Origin of the sequence: Glaciecola sp. XM2 (assembly GCF_018595715.1) — a bacterium.
GTDB lineage: Bacteria > Pseudomonadota > Gammaproteobacteria > Enterobacterales > Alteromonadaceae > Glaciecola.
This window is the reverse complement of record NZ_JAHEOJ010000014.1, coordinates 111,760-130,024: the sequence shown is the minus strand read 5'-3', so window position 1 is coordinate 130,024 and position 18,265 is coordinate 111,760. Positions and strand designations below refer to the sequence as shown.

At 45.0% G+C, this 18,265-nt stretch carries 12 protein-coding genes, 1 tRNA gene and 1 other RNA gene; 2 read left to right on the top strand and 12 right to left on the bottom strand.

Annotation, left to right across the window (positions count from 1 at the left end; all coding sequences use genetic code 11):
• Window positions 1–23: 23 nt before the first annotated feature.
• Window positions 24–1,247 (bottom strand): NADH:flavin oxidoreductase/NADH oxidase family protein, encoded by a 1,224-nt coding sequence (locus KJ365_RS01015; protein WP_214449752.1) that lies wholly within the window; start codon window positions 1,245–1,247, stop codon window positions 24–26.
• A gap of 136 nt (window positions 1,248–1,383) precedes the next feature.
• Here KJ365_RS01015 and ssrA point away from each other — a divergent pair.
• Window positions 1,384–1,742: a transfer-messenger RNA gene (gene ssrA / locus KJ365_RS01010) on the top strand.
• Between the two features lie 114 nt (window positions 1,743–1,856).
• Here ssrA and KJ365_RS01005 read toward each other — a convergent pair.
• Window positions 1,857–4,328, bottom strand: coding sequence for a penicillin acylase family protein (locus KJ365_RS01005; RefSeq protein WP_214449751.1), 2,472 nt, complete (start codon window positions 4,326–4,328; stop codon window positions 1,857–1,859).
• Between the two features lie 300 nt (window positions 4,329–4,628).
• Window positions 4,629–7,055 (bottom strand): putative bifunctional diguanylate cyclase/phosphodiesterase, encoded by a 2,427-nt coding sequence (locus KJ365_RS01000; protein ID WP_214449750.1) that lies wholly within the window; start codon window positions 7,053–7,055, stop codon window positions 4,629–4,631.
• A gap of 180 nt (window positions 7,056–7,235) precedes the next feature.
• Here KJ365_RS01000 and KJ365_RS00995 point away from each other — a divergent pair, with 180 nt between their 5' ends.
• Window positions 7,236–7,973, top strand: coding sequence for a GumC domain-containing protein (locus KJ365_RS00995; RefSeq protein ID WP_214449749.1), 738 nt, complete (start codon window positions 7,236–7,238; stop codon window positions 7,971–7,973).
• Window positions 7,974–8,085: 112 nt separating this feature from the next.
• Here KJ365_RS00995 and rpsO read toward each other — a convergent pair whose 3' ends face one another.
• From rpsO to KJ365_RS00950, 9 genes are all read right to left on the bottom strand, one after another.
• The gene (rpsO, locus tag KJ365_RS00990; protein WP_214449748.1) at window positions 8,086–8,355 is read right to left on the bottom strand and encodes a 30S ribosomal protein S15; all 270 of its coding nucleotides are present in this window, start codon (window positions 8,353–8,355) and stop codon (window positions 8,086–8,088) included.
• Between the two features lie 123 nt (window positions 8,356–8,478).
• On the bottom strand, window positions 8,479–9,435 hold the full coding sequence (truB, locus tag KJ365_RS00985) for a tRNA pseudouridine(55) synthase TruB (protein WP_214449747.1): 957 nt from the start codon (window positions 9,433–9,435) through the stop codon (window positions 8,479–8,481).
• Window positions 9,435–9,824, bottom strand: a complete 390-nt coding sequence (gene rbfA / locus KJ365_RS00980; protein ID WP_214449746.1) for a 30S ribosome-binding factor RbfA — start codon at window positions 9,822–9,824, stop codon at window positions 9,435–9,437. Before rbfA ends, truB begins: the two co-directional genes overlap by 1 nt.
• A 74-nt stretch (window positions 9,825–9,898) precedes the next feature.
• Window positions 9,899–12,508 (bottom strand): translation initiation factor IF-2, encoded by a 2,610-nt coding sequence (infB, locus tag KJ365_RS00975; protein WP_214449745.1) that lies wholly within the window; start codon window positions 12,506–12,508, stop codon window positions 9,899–9,901.
• 23 nt (window positions 12,509–12,531) lie between these two features.
• Window positions 12,532–14,025, bottom strand: coding sequence for a transcription termination factor NusA (nusA, locus tag KJ365_RS00970; protein ID WP_214449744.1), 1,494 nt, complete (start codon window positions 14,023–14,025; stop codon window positions 12,532–12,534).
• 39 nt (window positions 14,026–14,064) lie between these two features.
• A complete protein-coding gene (gene rimP, locus KJ365_RS00965) occupies window positions 14,065–14,523 on the bottom strand; it encodes a ribosome maturation factor RimP (RefSeq protein ID WP_214449743.1) in 459 nt (152 codons plus the stop codon).
• A gap of 311 nt (window positions 14,524–14,834) precedes the next feature.
• Window positions 14,835–14,911: transfer RNA gene (locus tag KJ365_RS00960), tRNA-Met, on the bottom strand.
• Between the two features lie 131 nt (window positions 14,912–15,042).
• Window positions 15,043–15,342, bottom strand: a complete 300-nt coding sequence (locus KJ365_RS00955; RefSeq protein WP_214449742.1) for a 4a-hydroxytetrahydrobiopterin dehydratase — start codon at window positions 15,340–15,342, stop codon at window positions 15,043–15,045.
• An 81-nt stretch (window positions 15,343–15,423) separates the two neighbouring features.
• Entirely contained in the window at window positions 15,424–18,138 is a 2,715-nt protein-coding gene (locus KJ365_RS00950; protein ID WP_214449741.1) for a TonB-dependent receptor plug domain-containing protein, read from the bottom strand.
• Window positions 18,139–18,265 lie beyond the last annotated feature (127 nt).

Genomic DNA, 18,265 nt, shown 5'->3' with positions numbered 1-18,265 from the left:
ATCGCTCATGTAGCTCGCTTTAGCTAATCTACGGCTATCCAGCGTCTGTAAGCCTTGGTTAAACGCGCAATACGCACTCTATCTAAAATAAGTGAAAGCAACGGGCTATGATTGGTCCTTGGTGTTTTTCCCTTGCCCATTCTTTGCAGTTGACGCTTTACTAAGGCCATATTTGCAAGCCCCGTCATCGCTTTGTCTTTCCACTGAACATTAGGTACAAAGCCATCGATTTCATTGCCTTTTTGCCACTTTTTCACTAAATCAGGTGAAAATGCGAGGGCACTGGCCATGCCAATCAAGTCAACGTTTTTACTTAAGACCTTTTCAGCTATATGACGTCGCTTGATGCCGCCGGTGACCATAATGGGCATCTTGGCGTGCTCAGCAATCTGCGTTGCAAACTCCAAGAAGTAAGCTTCTCTTGCCAAAGTTCTTTCATCTCCTGACTTTCCTTGCATCGCTGGCGCTTCATAAGAGCCGCCCGATAGTTCAACAAAATCCAAGCTCAACGTATTGAGGGTTGTTACTACAGAAATAGCGTCCTCAACATCAAAGCCGCCGCGCTGAAAATCAGCAGAGTTTATCTTTACCGCAACGATAAACGTTGTCCCCACTGCTTCGCGCACACGCTGTATTACCTCATACAAGATGCGAGCGCGATTGTGCAGGTCCCCACCCCATTCATCGTTGCGTTTGTTAGTGAGCGGAGATAGAAATTGTGAGAGAAGATAACCATGCGCCGCATGAATTTGAACGCCATCAAAACCGGCATCTTTAGCTTTAAGTGCGGTATCAACAAAGCGTTGAATGACGTCTAGAATCTCATCATTTGTCATCGCTCGCGGCTGAGCTAGCAAATTAGAATGCTTACCGATATCCACTGCTATATCTGACGCAGAGAGATTTTTACCGCCCATATTCTTCATTACCTGACGCCCAGGGTGGTTAATTTGCATAATGGCTTTGCATTGATTTTGCTTGGCTTGCGTTGCCCAGTCGGTAAATGCATCAAGCGGCGTGTGTTTTTCTAGCACCACACCACCGGGGCCCGTCATGGCCATTTTATCAATCATGACGTTGCCTGAAATGATCAAACCAACACCACCATGCGCCCAAGCACTATAGAGCTTTTTTAAACCAACAGAAGGATAGTGTGAAGCATCTGCCATATTCTCTTCCATGGCTGCTTTTACGGCACGATTTTTTAGGGTTTGTCCACATGGAAGCGTGATTGGCTCAAACAACATATATACGGCTCTCTGTAAAAAGCGCGTAGCATAACATCGACAATTGATTGTTTAAAAGTTTAATGGCGCAATCCATAACAGATATAAAATCTTGTTCTGTATTAAGTTCTGTATGTGTTATAATGCACTTTGCTTCGGGGCTGCTCTGGATTCGACAGGATTCAATGATGCCGGAGGTGCATGCAGAGGTGCGGTTTGCCTCTTTAAAAAGCCGCAAAAAAATAGTCGCAAACGACGAAAACTACGCACTAGCAGCTTAATAACCTGTATAGGCCCTTCCACTTCAGCCGTTGTTCATTCGTGAAGGTTTGGAAGGTCATACTAATGAACTAGCGAGGGAAACTTGTCTAAGGTTGAACCGCGAAATAGTATTAGGCCAGCCCGAAGAAATCCTGTTTGCCGGAGTTCATAGGGTTAAATAAAAGACAAACTAAGCATGTAGTACCAAAGGTTGACGCTTTCTGGACGCGGGTTCAAATCCCGCCAGCTCCACCACCTTCAAAAAAAGACGCCTTGTAGCGTCTTTTTTTATAGGAGAAGACATCGTCTTCTCAATCACATGAGGTATCGCCAAGCCATGCATTATAGGCTTAGCGACTGTTTTACCCCTTACTCAGTTATTACGACCTTCTCGCCAATTGCGCTGGCTGCAATTTCAGCTTGACTAAACGGCATAGGTATCCAGTTTTTCTCTGAATAACGTCTGGTTTGGTCACGGCTAAATGGGTTGGTAGCATCAGCTGATTGCGATTGACCTAACAACGCTTCGGCTACTGGGCCGTCGGCATCCCAAGTTACGGTCTGCATGTACGTTGGCCCGCCAGTGACAGGTGTGTAGTTACCGTCTGCGTCAGCGCCAGGAACAAAGATCACGTTAAATACGCCCTCTTGACCTCTACCACCATGCATAGGAATACGCTCGCCTGTTCCAGCAACGGTTTCAAACTGCAAGTTACCTAATTGCTCATCTAATGCAACGCCGCGATCTACAAACAATTGGATAGCGTCACCCAAAGCGCGACGTGTACTCTCATTAACAATGAAGCCTCTTGGAGTGTTTACCGGGTCAGCTTCGTCAAAAGGCACGCTAAATGCGGTTTCGATATTCCCTTCATAGTTCACATTTCTAGAGAACTCTCTAAACACGTGCGCACCGCGGCTACCTACGTTATTTGCTCTATCCCAGTTGCCTAGAACTTCACACGCTTCGGTAGCGTCAATAGTCCCGCCACCTGTCACTGGCATTAAAGCATTGGCTTCACAATCAGCCAGTACGTCATCTAAAACGAGTTCAGCAGCATAATTACGGTTGCTGTAACCCACTTCTTGTAGCTTACGCAGGCTGAATTTGTTTCCACCAAGACCGTCTTCACCCGAGAGGCGCTCTTGCACTTGCACAACCCCCATACGCGTGCGAAGTAAGCGCGGAGCAGCCGCTGCAACAGAAACCCCTGGACGAGCCACTAAGTTTCGTCTCAATAGAGGCGAGAACTCTTGGTTTAAAGGCTCATCAGGATTACTCATCCAGTAACTGTCATTTGAGTTAGTTGAATAAGTGGTATTTAACAACGCTGGCAAGTTAGACCCACCAAAAATACCTTCTTGTGGAGAATCTTCATCACTTCCCCATTCACACGCTGCTGTGCTGCCATCAAGCCCAGGAATACCCGCTGCGGCGAGTGCCTGAAGTGCAGGGTTGGCACCTACACAAGCGGCAAATTGCGCGCTGGTCACATGTGGGACCGTCGACATATCTGCATACAGTGCGTTGCCATCACGATCAGCGGCAATCGTATTTACAAACGGCAGACCGAGTACGGTTTTCATGCGATCTAACAGGTCTTCAGAACTCGTGGCTTTGTTCATGGAATACCACTGATTCACGCCGCGTGGATTCTCTGAAGCTGCATCACGAATAGCAAATGCAAGGTTAAAGGTACCCCAACTTGGTAACGCCCCGTTAATAAACTGCGCTGCCAACATTGGGCCAAAATGGGAGTTATAAATGGCGCCTGTATGCGTTGCACCACCAGGTAAATCGATGGTGATTTCTTCACGGGTGATATCGCGTTCTTCCACCTCTCCATCAGCATTGGTATATCGGTACTTTAAGTCATCACCCGGCACTAACTGCAGTTGATACAAAGTAAAGCGCTTAGCGGTTGATACCGTATGACTCCAAGCAACGTCTTTGTTAAAACCAATGTTCACAAAGGGCTGCCCTTGTTGACCCGCGCCCATCACATCTATTTCACCTGGAATGGTCAAATGGAATTGATAGAACCTTTGTACACCATACCAAGGTTCATGGGGGTTGCCATACAACATGCCACTGCCGTTTTCTGTCGATTCTGAACCTAAGGCATAAGCGTTACTGCCCCCCTCAAGTACGTTGATTCGTGTTAAATCAAATGCGGGGATATCTTCACCTACTGCTGGCGCAACCGCACTTGCTGACGGTGGCTGTGCCAAGACAATTGGCGTCACAAAGTTAGAAAGCCCGCCTCTTAAGTTGCCTTTACCGTATACGGCAGCGAGATCCATCTCAGTAATTTCGGTCACCCAAGGCTCTCCTGCGCAAGCTGGGTCAATATTATCTACGCCAGTGTCGCGCAGATAACGGCTATAGCCGGCGGCGTAACCTTGAATAGCGTCGCGAACTTCTTGCTCTTGCACGTCAAGCAATGCCATTCGTCTGCTTGGCTCGTTGTACCACGTGTAAAATACGTCAGAGGTGATGTTGCGCGCGCTCGGTTCAAAGTTTAATGCACTTGTGCCGCTGGCAACCACAATCTCTCTCGCTAACGAGCAAATGTTATCGCTAGCAAATGCATAACCAAGGCCGTAGCCTAAACCTTTATAATCTTCGGCCATAATATGCGGAATACCAAACTCAGTGCGCTGAATCTCGGCTGAAAACTCAGGCGGTGGCGGCGGTGGTGGTGTTGGCGCTGGTGCTGCAGGCGGTGGAATTGGCCTAGGTTTATCATCGCCTAAGCAACCGCCTAAAATCATGCTAGTTGCTAATAAAGCCCCTATCAGTAGCGGTAATTTGCGTTTACGCGTTTGAACTGTATTCATAAAAATGAGCCTCTGTCGTTTTTGTTATGTGTGAAGTGCTTTTTTACCTCCACTAGTAAATGACATTGGCCGGCCGCTTGCAACATTATGTTCATTAAATTTTTACAATGTTGTAACAGAATGTGTTCGCAATTAATGACCCGCGCAACATTGATTATGGCTAGGTCGTCTCTTAAAAACTGAATACTGATATTGGCGAATAGGTGTTACACACAACAAAAGCGCTTCGTTTTCGCAATGCCTGTGCGCTATGCATAGCTGACATGTACGAAAAGAAGCGCTTTGTATGATATTGATACTTTATTTATTAGGCAGGTCTTGTGGTAAGTATGTCGCTTCAAAATCTTCGATATCAAGCGGTTTACTGAAATAGTAACCCTGTAGCAAGAGCGTGCCTTGTAACATCAGCCATTCTACCTGCTCTTGGGTTTCTACGCCCTCTGCTACGGTAACCAAGCCGAGGTTTTTGGAAAGCTGAATAATTGAGCGAACGAGGTTTTCATCTTGTTTATCGACGGTGATATCGTTGATAAATGAACGGTCAATCTTCAACTTATCTACCGGCAAGTCTTTAAGGTGACTTAACGAGCTATAACCAGTACCGAAGTCATCCAAAGAGAAACTCACACCCATTTTTTTGATGCTGACTATTTTATTGATGGTGTCAGCCATATTGTTCAAGGCCACACTTTCAGTGATTTCGAACTCCAGCATTTCGCCTTTTACATTGTGCTTTAATAATACCCGCGACACGGTCTCAATGAAGTCGTGGCGAGCTAATTGTTTAGCACTAATATTGACGGCTACCTTAAAGCCTTTCGGAAGCACTTTTCTTTGCTTTAATTCAGCGATATATCTGCAAACGCCGCTAAGAATACGCTCACCGACTTCAACAATGAGCGCACTTTCTTCTAAGAAGGGGATAAATTCAGCAGGTGAAATTGTTTTGCCATCTTTTTTCCAGCGCATAAGGGCTTCGGCCCCCATTACATGATGGTTCTCTGAGTCCACAATAGGTTGCAGCACAAAATAGAACTCATCGCGAAACATGGCTTTCATGATGTCGCGCTCAAGCTCTAGCAATTGTGCAGCTTGGGTAGCCATCTCATTTTTAAACAGTGTTACGCGGTTACGGCCTGCACGTTTTGACTCATACATTGCAGTATCAGCATACTGTAGAATTTCATCGGCATTCGAACTTCCTTTTTTAAACACGACCACACCAATACTTGCGGTCAATGCATAGCTGTGAAGGCCAATCTCAATTTCTTTGTTAATACACGCTCTAAGACGTTCACCGAGCACTTCCGCACCATTTACTGCCGTTTTAAGACTCTCTGAAACGTTTTCTTCAATACATAAGAATTCATCGGCACCGAGGCGTGCGATTAGGTCAGAAAATGAAAACTCTTTTTGAAGACGCCCTGCTAACTTCACAATCAGTTGATCGCCAACGCTGTGACTAAGGGTGTCGTTAATACGCTTGAATTGATCTAAATCGGCAATTGCAGCAATGCCATACATGCCCTTCTCGCCCTCAGAAGAACGGTTTAAAGTATCATACACTTTGTTTCTATTTGGCAATGACGTTAAAGGGTCAAAGTAAGCAAGTGACTCAATTTTCTCTTCGGCTTGAACTCTTTTGGTGACATCTGAGCATGTTGCCAAGATGCTGTGCCCCTCTGGGGTTTTGAATTTTACTAACGTCATTTCCATATGACATTGCACGCCAGTCGCGTTTTTCATGGGCATAATTTTGTTGACTTGGCGCTTGGTCGAGCCGATAAAACCTTTTATGAAATCCAAAAGATGATTATCTATAGGAGCGATCACTTCTTCAGCACCTCGACCTTTTAGCTCGTAAATTGAGTAGCCGTAAAATGAAGCGGTAGCTTTGTTTGCAAACACAAAGTCGAGTTTGTTGTCTATAGAGTAAATCAGTGCTGGGGCGGTATCTAAAATTAAGCGAAAACGCTGAGACCGTTCAGTGAGTAGTTCTTGGCCCGAGGATATGCGCGATAACATGTCGTTAGCTGCATTTACAATCAAGCTGAACTCATTTTGCTCGTGACCGCGAAGGTGGCTGATTTTTTGTGTTGCAATAGATTTAATATTTACCCGCTGAAATCGTGAAGATAAACGTGTTAAAGGAGCCGCCAGCGTGTAGTGATACAAAATACTTAACGCGAGGGTCAGTAAAATATAGCCCGCTAATGCAATGCCAAAAGCCCTGACCGCACGGAAATAAACACCAGATAGCGCGATATGATTATCTACTACCCATTCCATTTTACCGTAAACTTGCGGCGTACCGTCAGCGAGCGTTTGCCCGGTAAGTAAGACTGATTCCCGTGAAAAATTATCTACCACTAGAGACAGGACAGGATTGTACGATGTATTTAAGGCTACATTATCGTCCATTTTTTGGCGGGAAAACTCCGCCATAACTGAGCCTTTGTCATCTGTGATTGCGACGTAGCTAAAAAAATCAAAATATGAGAGGCCGTCTATGACATGTTGAGCAATACCGTTATCTAACAAATATACCGCATTACTCGCCGACCCTTGCGCAGACGTAACGATAGAGTCGATTGTACGAGTGACTTCGTCTTGACGCTCTCTAAAATCAAACACGGTTTGTACAAACGCCATAAAAAAGCCGAGAAAAACCAGAAGCGCAAGGCTCCTAAATCCTAATACGACCGACAGCTTGCTATTTAGCTTCATACGTCTCGATAGTCTCTGTAGTTATATATATGATAGTTGTGTTTACAGTATTTTCCAATAAACCACCTCTAGAAAGGTATAATCGGCAACATGGGTGAATTTAATTAGCAGATAATGTAAGTTATTGTATCATAAGTGTTAGAAAACCATGTATCGCATTAAAAATATAAGAGAGCCCGTATGACCTCTAGTTCCAAAGATACCGAATTTGCGCCAATTAATCTTGACGCAAGCGATCGTATTCCGGCCGGCGCAAAAAAGCCTTCACCGAGTCCTAAAGCCCCGCAAACTAGCGGTGGCGTGAGCAAGGGCTTATTCAGTGTCGTTTTAATTGCGGCATTAGGTGCAGCAGGAGCCAGTATATATTTGTTTACGCAACTGCAAGCTAGCAAGCAAATCATCGTGGAAAATCAAAACCGCCTAGATCTCCTCGAGAATAGATTATCTGCCACGGGTGAAGAAATGGACAACTCCACGGTAGCCTTGCAGGTAAAAGTGACCGAATTAAGCGAGCGTACCGAAGAATTATGGGAGCAAATGGATAGACTTTGGGCTTCTGCATGGAGACGCAATCAAGCGGAAATCAAAGAGCTTAATTCACAACTGGTGAGTTTAAAGCGCGAAACAACGCAAATGCTCGGCAGCATTGAGAGTAAAGTAAACTCATCTCAAAGCGGCACGCAACAGCTGATGACCCGTATCAACGATCTTAATGGGAAGATTACCGAACAAGCAAACAATCTACTCGGTGTGAAAGTCGAAAACGAAGGTATAGGCGCGACAAACGCGGCGCAAAGTGAAGAATTACGCCAACTGATGGAAAAGGTATTGTTACTAGAAAAGCGCAACACTTCTCTTTTACAAAAGCTTAATGGCATAGAAACTCAGGTCAAAGAGCTGGCGGTGAAAACCGTCTAGGAACTAACCCACTGATGTTTTTATAAATAAGTCTTCTTTATGGCAACGTATTTGAGGATGGGAAAAGCCAAAAAAAAGCCACTCTACAGAGTGGCTTTTTTGATGTTCGGTTCTATCGACGTAGACCTAAACGCTTGATAAGATCTTGATATCTTTCTACGTTTTTGCCTTTAAGGTAATCTAGCAACTTACGACGCTGTGATACCATGCGTAACAAACCACGACGTGAATGGTGGTCTTTTTTATGTGACTTAAAGTGACCTTGAAGCTTATTGATGTTGTGCGTCAACAAAGCAACTTGTACTTCAGGAGAACCAGTGTCTCCTTCTTTAAGACCATATTCTGAAATGAGATCTGCTGTTTCTTGTGTAGTTAGTGACATATATTTCTCCGATGAAACGTGAATAAAAATGGGCCGATCACTAATTCAGCACCATTAAGCGAGCGCGTATTATACTGAGTTGCATTGAAACCGCAAGCAACAAATATGTTTTACCAATAAAGACTATCCCGCTTCAGTGGGCTGTGCATAAACGACCAAACGTTTTGGCTGCAGTTTATGATTGTCATCGATGGTAGCGACCCCTAAAAATAGCGCATTGGGCCCATATACTCGCACTGCTTGCCCTATTTCTATCTGTTGAGAACACTCAGAGCCTAGCGGTACTTGTTGTCCATGTTGAAACAACTTCGTAGATGACGAATCTAGGGTATTGGATGGCAAATCTAGCACCGGAGTATCCATAGGTAAGAGCTCGGCATCTAAGGTGTCATATAAAGCAGGCGCTTGTTGGCCTGACACCAGTTGCTGATAATGTTCTACCGACTCCATTTGCAAAGGAAATTGCGCCACTTGTGTGCGGCGCAACTCTCTTACATGAGCACCACACCCTAGAACCTGCCCCAAATCATCAATGATCGTTCTAATGTAAGTCCCTTTAGAACAGCGTATACGCAAACTCACACTGTCGTGTGAAAAGGCCAGCAATTCGTTCTTATAAACTTCAATGTCGCGCGGCTCTCTGGGTATGTTTATGCCCTGGCGGGCATAATAGTAAAGCGGATGGCCATTGTGCTTTAGCGCTGAAAACATCGATGGTACTTGCTGGATTTTCCCACGAAATTGCACTAACGCCTCTTCAAGCTGCTCTTGGGTAACCGATACCGGTGAAGTTGCTACCACCTCGCCGTCAGCATCAGAGGTATCGGTGCGAACACCGAGTTGCGCTTCTACTTCGTATGTTTTATCGGCATCCAATAAAAACTGTGAAAACTTCGTCGCCTCGCCTAAACAGACTGGCAGCATGCCAGTGGCAAGAGGATCCAATGCGCCAGTATGGCCAGCCTTTGCGGCCCCATACAAACGCTTTATTTGCTGAACAATTGCGTTAGACGATTCACCCGTATGCTTATCAATCAGCAAAATGCCATTAACCAACCTGCCTTTGCGTCGTCTCGCCACTACTTCTCATCATCCTTATGTTTAGCTTTATCAGCGGCAATCGCATCGTTCACTAAAGCAGAAATGCGAGCGCCCTCTACAATGGAGGTGTCTCTTACAAAATGAAGAGCCGGTACATTGCGCATTCTAACTCGTCTTCCTAATAAGCCTCTGACAAAGCTTTTTGCGTCTTGAAGCTTAGCTAAGTCTTCTTTTATTTTATCTTCATCGTTTCCATAAAAAGTAATAAAGATCTTAGCGTGACTCAGGTCTCTTGAAACCTCTGCACCAGACACTGTGATCATGCCTACCGTAGGCTCTCTATGTTTGTATTCTTGTTGTAATATGCTCGCAACTTCTTTATGAATCTGCTGGGCAACGCGATCTGTTCGCGAAAATTCTCTAGCCATGTTTTCCTCTCTTACCTGTCGACAAAAACGGAGGCGCGTGGCCTCCGTTTCGTCTTTATCTTTGGGGTGCTTGCTTACAGTTCGCGTTGCACTTCAACCACTTCAAATACTTCGATTTGGTCGCCAACTTTAACATCGTTGTAGTTCTTAACACCGATACCACATTCAATCCCTTTCTTCACTTCTTGTACATCGTCTTTAAAGCGACGCAAGGATTCAAGCTCACCTTCATAGATAACCACGTTATCACGCAACACGCGTATTGGATTACTACGCTTAATCACACCTTCGGTTACCATTGAACCGGCAATTGCACCAATTTTAGGAGACTTAAACACGTCACGTACTTCTGCAAGCCCGATAATTTGTTGTTTAAACTCTGGCGCTAACATGCCCGTCATCGCTTGTTTGACTTCATCAATTAGTTCATAAATGATGCTGTAATAACGCAAGTCAATTTCATCTGCTTCAATGGTGCGGCGAGCGGTTGCATCAGCACGCACGTTGAAGCCAATAATGATTGCATTTGACGCAGATGCCAACGACGCATCTGTTTCGGTAATACCACCAACACCACTGCCGATGATGTTTACCTTCACTTCATCGGTAGAAAGTTTTACTAAGCTTTCAGAGATGGCTTCAATTGAACCTTGAACATCTGCTTTTAATACGACGTTGAGTTCAGATACATCACCACTTTCCATGTTCGCAAACATGTTTTCAAGTTTCGCTTTTTGTTGCTTAGCCAGTTTCAGTTCACGCTGTTTAGTATGACGTTTCGCAGCAACTTCACGCGCTTTACGCTCATCAGCTACCACTAATGCATCTTCACCTGCAATGGGAACGCCCGATAAACCAAGCACTTCAACCGGTGTTGATGGGCCAGCGGCTTTAATATCTGCGCCATGCTCGTCTCGCATAGCGCGGATGCGACCGTATTCTTCACCACACAATAAAATATCACCAGGTTTAAGCAAACCAGACTGCACCAGAACAGAGGCAACTGGTCCTCTGCCTTTATCCAGACGAGACTCGATGACTATCCCTCTAGCAGGGCCTGTTTCTACCGCTTTAAGGTCAAGTACTTCAGCCTGTAAGCTAATGGCTTCTAATAATTCGTCAATACCTAGACCGGTCTTGGCCGACACGTTTACGAACTGATAATCACCGCCCCATTCTTCAGAAATAACTTCGATTTGTGATAACTCGGTTTTTACTCTGTCAGGGTCTGCAGATTCTTTATCCATTTTGTTTACAGCAACAATTAACGGCACGTTTGCCGCTTTCGCATGCTGAACCGCTTCTTTCGTTTGTGGCATTACGCCATCATCTGCGGCAACAACTAGGATAACAATATCAGTTGCGGTTGCACCACGGGCTCGCATCGCGGTAAACGCGGCGTGTCCAGGAGTATCTAAAAATGCAATGCGCCCGTTGTCGGTTTCTACGCTGTATGCACCAATGTGCTGGGTAATACCACCCGCTTCACCATCTGCGACTTTAGCGCGACGAATGTAATCGAGTAAGGATGTTTTACCATGGTCAACGTGCCCCATAATAGTCACAACAGGAGCACGAGTGACTTGCTCACCTTCGTCAGAGACTGCGATTAATTCGTCTTCTAACGCGTTATCGTTGACTAACTCGTAGGTGTGACCCATTTCTTCAATGACAAGCACTGCAGTTTCTTGATCAAGGACCTGATTAATCGTGGCCATTTCACCCATTTTCATCATGGTTTTAATCACTTCGGTACCTTTCACCGACATACGACTAGCCAATTCGCCAACGTTGATGCTCTCACCAACTTTAACGACTTTTATTGCAGGTGCCACAGGCATAGTAAATCCTTGCTTGAGATGCTCTCCAGCATTTTTCTTCGACTTTTTACGACGACGACTGCTGCGTTCAACTTGCATGTCTTCTTCATCTTCAGCTTCTTGAGCATAACGATTCGAATGCAAATGCACTTCTTCAGCTTCTTCTTTCTTACGACGCTCTTCTTCTTCTTTCCAACGCCTTTCGTTCTCTTGAGCAAGCTTACGCGCTTCTTCCGCCGCTTTTTTCGCGTCTTCTTCAAGTTTACGCTGCACTTCTTCTTCTTGCTGCTTCTTCAAACGCTCTTCTTCGGCGCGACTTTCTGCAAGCGCTTTTTTCTCTTCGTCAGTCAGTTTTGATTCAGAAGCTTTGCGTTCTTCAGCTTCTTTCTTCGCTTTTTCAGCGCGGGCTTGACGCTCTGCTTCTTGCGCTTTTCTAGCCTCTTCAGCTTTCTTCGCTTTTTCTTGCGCTGCGAGTTTAGCTGCTTCCTGCGCTTTTTCTTCCGCTTCGCGTTTAATTCTTGCTTCTTCGGCTTTGCGCGCTGCTTCTTCTTCTGCTAAACGCTTTTCTTCAATATCACTGCGTTTTACATAAGTGCGTTTTTTTCTCACTTCTACTTTCACCGCACGCGACTTACCTAAGCTAATCGTGCTGGTGGTTTTGCGTTGAAGCGTCATCTTTTTAGGTGCTTGCGCGCCTGCGCCGCCGTGTTGCTTGTTCAGATAATCTAATAGCGTTTGTTTTTCAACTTCTGTCACACTATCACCGGCTTTTTTCTCAACGCCAGACTCTTTAAACTGCTGAACTAAACGGTCAACGGAGGTGCTAATGTCACTCGCTAACTTTTCTATGGTTACTTCTGCCATGGTATTACTATCTCCCCTTGACCTTATTCTTCGTTAAACCAAACGATGTTGCGCGCAGCCATAATTAAAGTGCCAGCTTGCTCTTCGGTCAACCCTTCGATGTCGCTAATTTCATCAGTGCCTTGCTCGGCAAGACCTTCAAGATCTGTGATGCCGCGACTCGCCAACAGATAAGCAACGTGCTTATCCATACCCTCAAGGTCTAATAGCTCTTGCTTAGGCTCTGACGCTTCTAAACTCTCTTCGTTTGCTAATGCTTGCGTTGTTAGTGCCGCTTTTGCACGGCCGCGAAGCTCTTCTACGATATCTTCATCTAAGCCTTCGATTTCTAGCATCTCGGCAGCCGGCACGTATGCCACTTCTTCTAATGTGGTAAAACCTTCTTCTACTAACACTAGAGCGAAGTCTTCGTCGATATCAAGATATTGAGTGAACAATGCCAATACCTTTTCATTTTCTGCTTGGTGCTTGTTGTTCATGTCCTCAATGGTCATGACATTAAGCTCCCACTCCGTTAATTGACTTGCAAGGCGCACGTTCTGACCATTTCGGCCAATCGCTTGCGCAAGGTTGTCGCTTTCAACGGCAACATCCATAGTTCGCGTATCTTCATCAACAATGATTGAGGCAACCTCAGCAGGAGCCATCGCATTAATCACATATTGCGCTGGATTTTCATCCCACAATACGATGTCGACTCGCTCACCGCCTAGTTCACTCGATACCGCTTGCACTCTCGAACCACGCATACCTACACATGCTCCGACTGGGTCTAAACGCTTGTCATTGGTTTTTACCGCAATTTTTGCACGCGCACCTGGGTCACGAGCCGCAGCTCTTATCTCTAAAGTCTCTTCCGCAATTTCCGGTACTTCTAAGCGGAACAACTCAATTAGCATATCAGGGTGAGTACGGCTTATAAATAATTGCGCGCCACGTGCTTCTGGACGAATCACATATAACAAACCACGGACTCTATCGCCCGGTCTAAAGGTTTCACGCGGGAGCATGTCATCGCGGAAAATTACGCCCTCTGCATTGTTGCCTAAATCAACAATGATGTTATCTCTGTTTACTTTTTTAACCGTACCTGTCACCAATTCACCGACTTTATCTTCATATTCGGCAATCATTTGTGCACGTTCCGCTTCACGCACTTTCTGGACAATGACTTGTTTGGCGGTTTGCGTCGTAATACGGTCAAACGCGATAGACTCTATTTGCTCTTCAACGTAATCACCAATTTGAATATCCGGCTCATCGATTTGAGCGGCAGATATTGTCATTTCTGCGTATGGGTTCTCTTGTTCTTGGTCATCTTCAATTACCAACCACCTGCGAAACGTATCAAAATCTCCGGTTTCTCTGTCGATAGCAATACGGACTTCTATTTCGCCCACATTTTTCTTTTTGGTGGCACTCGCGATAGCGAATTCCAGTGCTTCGAATATCTTCTCTCTCGGCACTTGCTTTTCGTTAGATACTGCTTCTGCTACTAATAAAATTTCTTTGCTCATATTCTTGTTATTGCCTACCTGCCAGCAAGCATCCCCGTATTAATCAAAATTTGGCACTATGTTAGCCTTTGCAATATTGCCTAATGGCAACTCAAAGACAGTTCCATCTACTTCAACCTGCACATGCGTATCGGTAGACTGCTTAATAATTCCTTTGAAGTTCCGACGTCCATCTTGCGGAAAATTCAATTTAATAGACGCCTCTTCCCCTATTGCTTTCGCGTAATGGGCAGCTTTAAACAGCGGTCTATCCATACCTGGTGACGAAACTTCCAGGTTATATTCGGTTGAAATTGGATCTTCGACATCTAGTACCGCACTTACCTGATGACTTACATCAGCGCAGTCGTCAACATCGATGCCGTTTTCATTATCTATATAGACTCGCAGCGTTGAGTGTTTGCCTGCCCGTACAAATTCAATACCGACAAGTTCAAAGCCCAAGGCCTCAACTGGCGATGCCAGCATTTCAGTCAATTTTTGTTCTAACTGAGACAATCTAATCTCCGTGGTTTACACATATAAAAAAAGGGCATATTGCCCATTCTCAGTTTCTTACTTCGTGAGAGTAAAAAACAAAAAAGCCCCGTACAAGCGGAGCCTTTTTTCGGAATTCTTATCACCATAATTGCTCATGGTGGACATCGTCCATTACTACAACGGAAAAATGCCGCTCGCGTTCGTATCGGCTCAAACCATGTAAGCGAAAATACCAACGGCGCAAAGTATAACGAGTAAGCTATGATGACGCAAATTAAAATTTTACGTCAAATAATAAAAAACCCAACAATGTGCTGGGTTTTCTAAAGTGGTTGCGGGAGCAGGATTTGAACCTACGACCTTCGGGTTATGAGCCCGACGAGCTACCAGACTGCTCCATCCCGCGTCTGAACTGGTAATCAGCTTGCTTGCTGAAGAGGTGCGTATTATACATAGCACCATGCGCGTTGCAAGCCAGATTTTCTTATAATATGTAAATAATGACTGATCGCTTACTTTTCAAGCTTTGCCGGAAGATTATTTAAACAACTCCATCTTTTTGGCTAGCTCAAAATCTAATTCACTGATGCCATCAACATCGTGAGTAACAAGCTTAACTTCTACTTTATTGTACACATTGAACCATTCTGGGTGGTGCTTGAGCTTTTCCGCCCATATTGCCATCTGACTCATCCAGCCAAAGGCACGTATAAAGCTTTTGAACTTAAATGTTTTACTAAGTTTGCCGCCTTCAATGACCCACGGTACATCCCCAGACATGCCGTTTAGCTCTTCTAAGGCAACTGAAATTTCGGATTCTTCTAATCTTTTCACCATTATCTCTCTCACTTGTGTTAAAAAAATAAAGCCCCTGTTACGGGGCTTTATACGACTAATTTAAAAGATTGTGCTAATGAATTAAAATTCAACCGCCAGTCTTACGTAAAGTTGACGACCTCTAGGGTCATGCACTTTAGAGTCAAAGCCACTGTTGGTAAATACCTGAGGTGGATTTTCGTCCGTCAAGTTAATGCCACCAACCGTTAATAGGTAATTGGTTTCGGTATTAAGCAATGCACCGAGGTCAACATTAAACTGAGCATCATAAGTGACGTGACTATCAATTTCTTTTAACCCAAGATTACCACAACTACCTGTCCTAATCGTACCATCTGAACAGTTTTGATCATCGTCATAGCTGCTCACATAACGCGCAAATAAGTTGGCACTGTATATGTCATTGGTCCATGTTAAGCCTAAGTTAGCGCGTAACTCAGGTGAAGACACACCAATGTTAGTGAAGTTTCTACGTCCAGCGCCATCAATCTGACCCGCTTGTGGATCGTTGAGGTCATAAGCCAATATATATGTAGCTGACAAGTTTGGCGTGAATGTACCTACCTCTGTCTCAATCTTGTAGCTCGACACGATATCAAGACCATTGGTTTCCAGCGAACTTGCGTTAACATATGTATTGTTAACCTGTAAGACAGGCCCTGTTAGTGGATCCCCTGCGCGCACAATACGGGATGTGTCGGTTGGGTTAGAATTCAACAAGGCTTGCGCACTTTCTTGAATAATCAGGTCTTCAAATTCAAAGTTCCAATAATCAATTTCAACCGACAAGTCATCAATCGGTTCAAATGAGAAACCGAAGTTATATGCAGTTGACTCTTCAGGCGTTAATTCGGTGTTACCCGCGGTACGCACTGCAGCGAAGGCGTTTCCACCTACTACTGGGTCAGTGAGCTGTTGCAAACTTGTTGCTCCACCATTTCGCATAAAGATTGACGGCGCTCTAAACGAGGTAGAGATAGACCCTCTCAGTGAGAAATCATCGGTAAAGCGATAATTGAAAGCCAATTTTGGATCAACAGTATCGCCAATAGAGCCACCGTAATTTTCATAGCGTAAGGCCAATTGAATATCTAACTGATCGTTTACAGGTAACGCCATTTCGGCGAAAGCGGCCCAAACATCTAGGCTATCACTAAAGTCAGGGTTACCAATAACAAATGAGAAGCTATCTTGGTTAGACAATTGATCATAGTCTTGACTTAGCTCTTCTTCACGGTACTGCAAACCAACCGCTAAGCCTGCAAAGCCGCCGTCCATTTCAAACACATCAAAAGAAGCGAAACCTTCTAGCACTTGAAGTTTAGCCTCAGAATCAATCACTTGATCAGCAGAAAACGAGTCAATCACGTATTGCGAGTTAGGTGAGGTGGTAAATGATGTCGCAAATGGATTGAAGTACTCGCACGGTCCCTGACCAGCAACTGCCGCTGGACTACTTGGATCACAGTTTGCGCCGCCAAAACCTGACAATGCAAGGTTAAACTCTGTGTTAAGTACGTCTTCAACCCTAAACAAGAACTCATTTTTAGCGTTGGTATAGCTTATTTCCCAGAAACCATTATCCATCTCTCCTGTAAGTGCAGTATTGAAACGGAAAGTCTCTGATTCGGTATTAGCAGGGTCTGCTTCAAAGCCATTACCCTCTGCTCTTCCTAAAAACTGAACGGCGGTGCCGAATGGGTTATCAGGATGCGTGGCGGGAACAATTGGGCCGCGAAGGTTAGGAAAACTAGGTGCACCGCCTCGCTCTGCGCGGTTACGAGCTAATCCAAACTCTGTTACCCACGTGATGGTGTCGGTAAGTTCATAATTTGATTTTACATAGGCATTAATTCGGCTTTCTTCCGGCACGTATGAATAGCCAGGACCGAAATCAAATTGGCAGGTTCCTAAATCAAGCGAACCAAAGCCAGGATATGGTACGGTCGCAGCAATGTTTGCGTTACCACCAAACTCAGCACAACCGGTTGGGTCAATAACGGGTACCCCTGCAGGAATCCCTGGGACGCCAAAATATGAACCTGGGTTACCTAGGTTACTGCTATCGTCTTGCGGGCGAGATAGGCGGCGGTCTGACAAAAATAAAGGTGAGCGATCAGTATAACTGATTGCCGCCATCACATTGCCTCTATCAGAACTTGCTCCCCACAAACCTTGTAGAATATATTCCGAATTGTCGCCATGGGCACCGTCTTGATAATCGGCTGTGATTTTAACGCCGTCATAATTACGTTTTGTAATGAAGTTCACTACACCGGCAACCGCGTCTGAACCGTAAAGTGCCGACGCACCGTCTTTAATAATCTCAACGCGGTCAATCGCAATCATCGGCACTAAAGAACTGGTATCAACGAAGTTAAGGCCTTCGTTGGTCTGTTGAGCGTTAACAACTTGACGACGGCTGTTTAGCAGTACCAATGTAGATGCAACACCTAACCCTCTGAGGTTAATGTTAGAAGTACCCGCTGTCGCGTTTTGTGTAAACGCATCGGGGTTATTCTCAGCACCAGTGTTGATGGTTAGCGTCTGAGTAATATCCGCTATGTTTTTCGCACCAATAGCATCGATAGAGACACTGTCTACGACCGCCAATGGTGACGGTGACTCAAAATTTTCGCTACGTCTTACAAAACTACCTGTGACCAGTATTAGTTCTACGTCTTTGGCTTCTGCCTCGTTTGCATCGTCTTGCTGAGCCAAAGCGATGTTTGGTAAAGCAAACATATTCGCGGCGACGACCGCTGCTATCGCTGTCTTTTTAGCAGTAAACTTCATAAACTTCCCCAACTTGTGTGCGCCATTTTATTATGGCTTTTTTGTCATTAGTTGCGCCTGGCTTTTACGCTTTAGATTCAAACTCTGAAGCAATCAGGCCATTGATAACTAACCGAATGATACTTTT

Excerpts from the sequence above, each read along its gene's own strand:
- KJ365_RS00955 (WP_214449742.1), bottom strand. The coding sequence starts at position 15,342 with ATGGTGAAAAGATTAGAAGAATCCGAAATTTCAGTTGCCTTAGAAGAG.
- KJ365_RS00950 (WP_214449741.1), bottom strand. The coding sequence starts at position 18,138 with ATGAAGTTTACTGCTAAAAAGACAGCGATAGCAGCGGTCGTCGCCGCG.
- KJ365_RS01000 (WP_214449750.1), bottom strand. The coding sequence starts at position 7,055 with ATGAAGCTAAATAGCAAGCTGTCGGTCGTATTAGGATTTAGGAGCCTT.
- KJ365_RS01005 (WP_214449751.1), bottom strand. The coding sequence starts at position 4,328 with ATGAATACAGTTCAAACGCGTAAACGCAAATTACCGCTACTGATAGGG.
- infB (WP_214449745.1), bottom strand. The coding sequence starts at position 12,508 with ATGGCAGAAGTAACCATAGAAAAGTTAGCGAGTGACATTAGCACCTCC.
- KJ365_RS00995 (WP_214449749.1), top strand. The coding sequence starts at position 7,236 with ATGACCTCTAGTTCCAAAGATACCGAATTTGCGCCAATTAATCTTGAC.
- rpsO (WP_214449748.1), bottom strand. The coding sequence starts at position 8,355 with ATGTCACTAACTACACAAGAAACAGCAGATCTCATTTCAGAATATGGT.
- rbfA (WP_214449746.1), bottom strand. The coding sequence starts at position 9,824 with ATGGCTAGAGAATTTTCGCGAACAGATCGCGTTGCCCAGCAGATTCAT.
- KJ365_RS01015 (WP_214449752.1), bottom strand. The coding sequence starts at position 1,247 with ATGTTGTTTGAGCCAATCACGCTTCCATGTGGACAAACCCTAAAAAAT.
- nusA (WP_214449744.1), bottom strand. The coding sequence starts at position 14,025 with ATGAGCAAAGAAATTTTATTAGTAGCAGAAGCAGTATCTAACGAAAAG.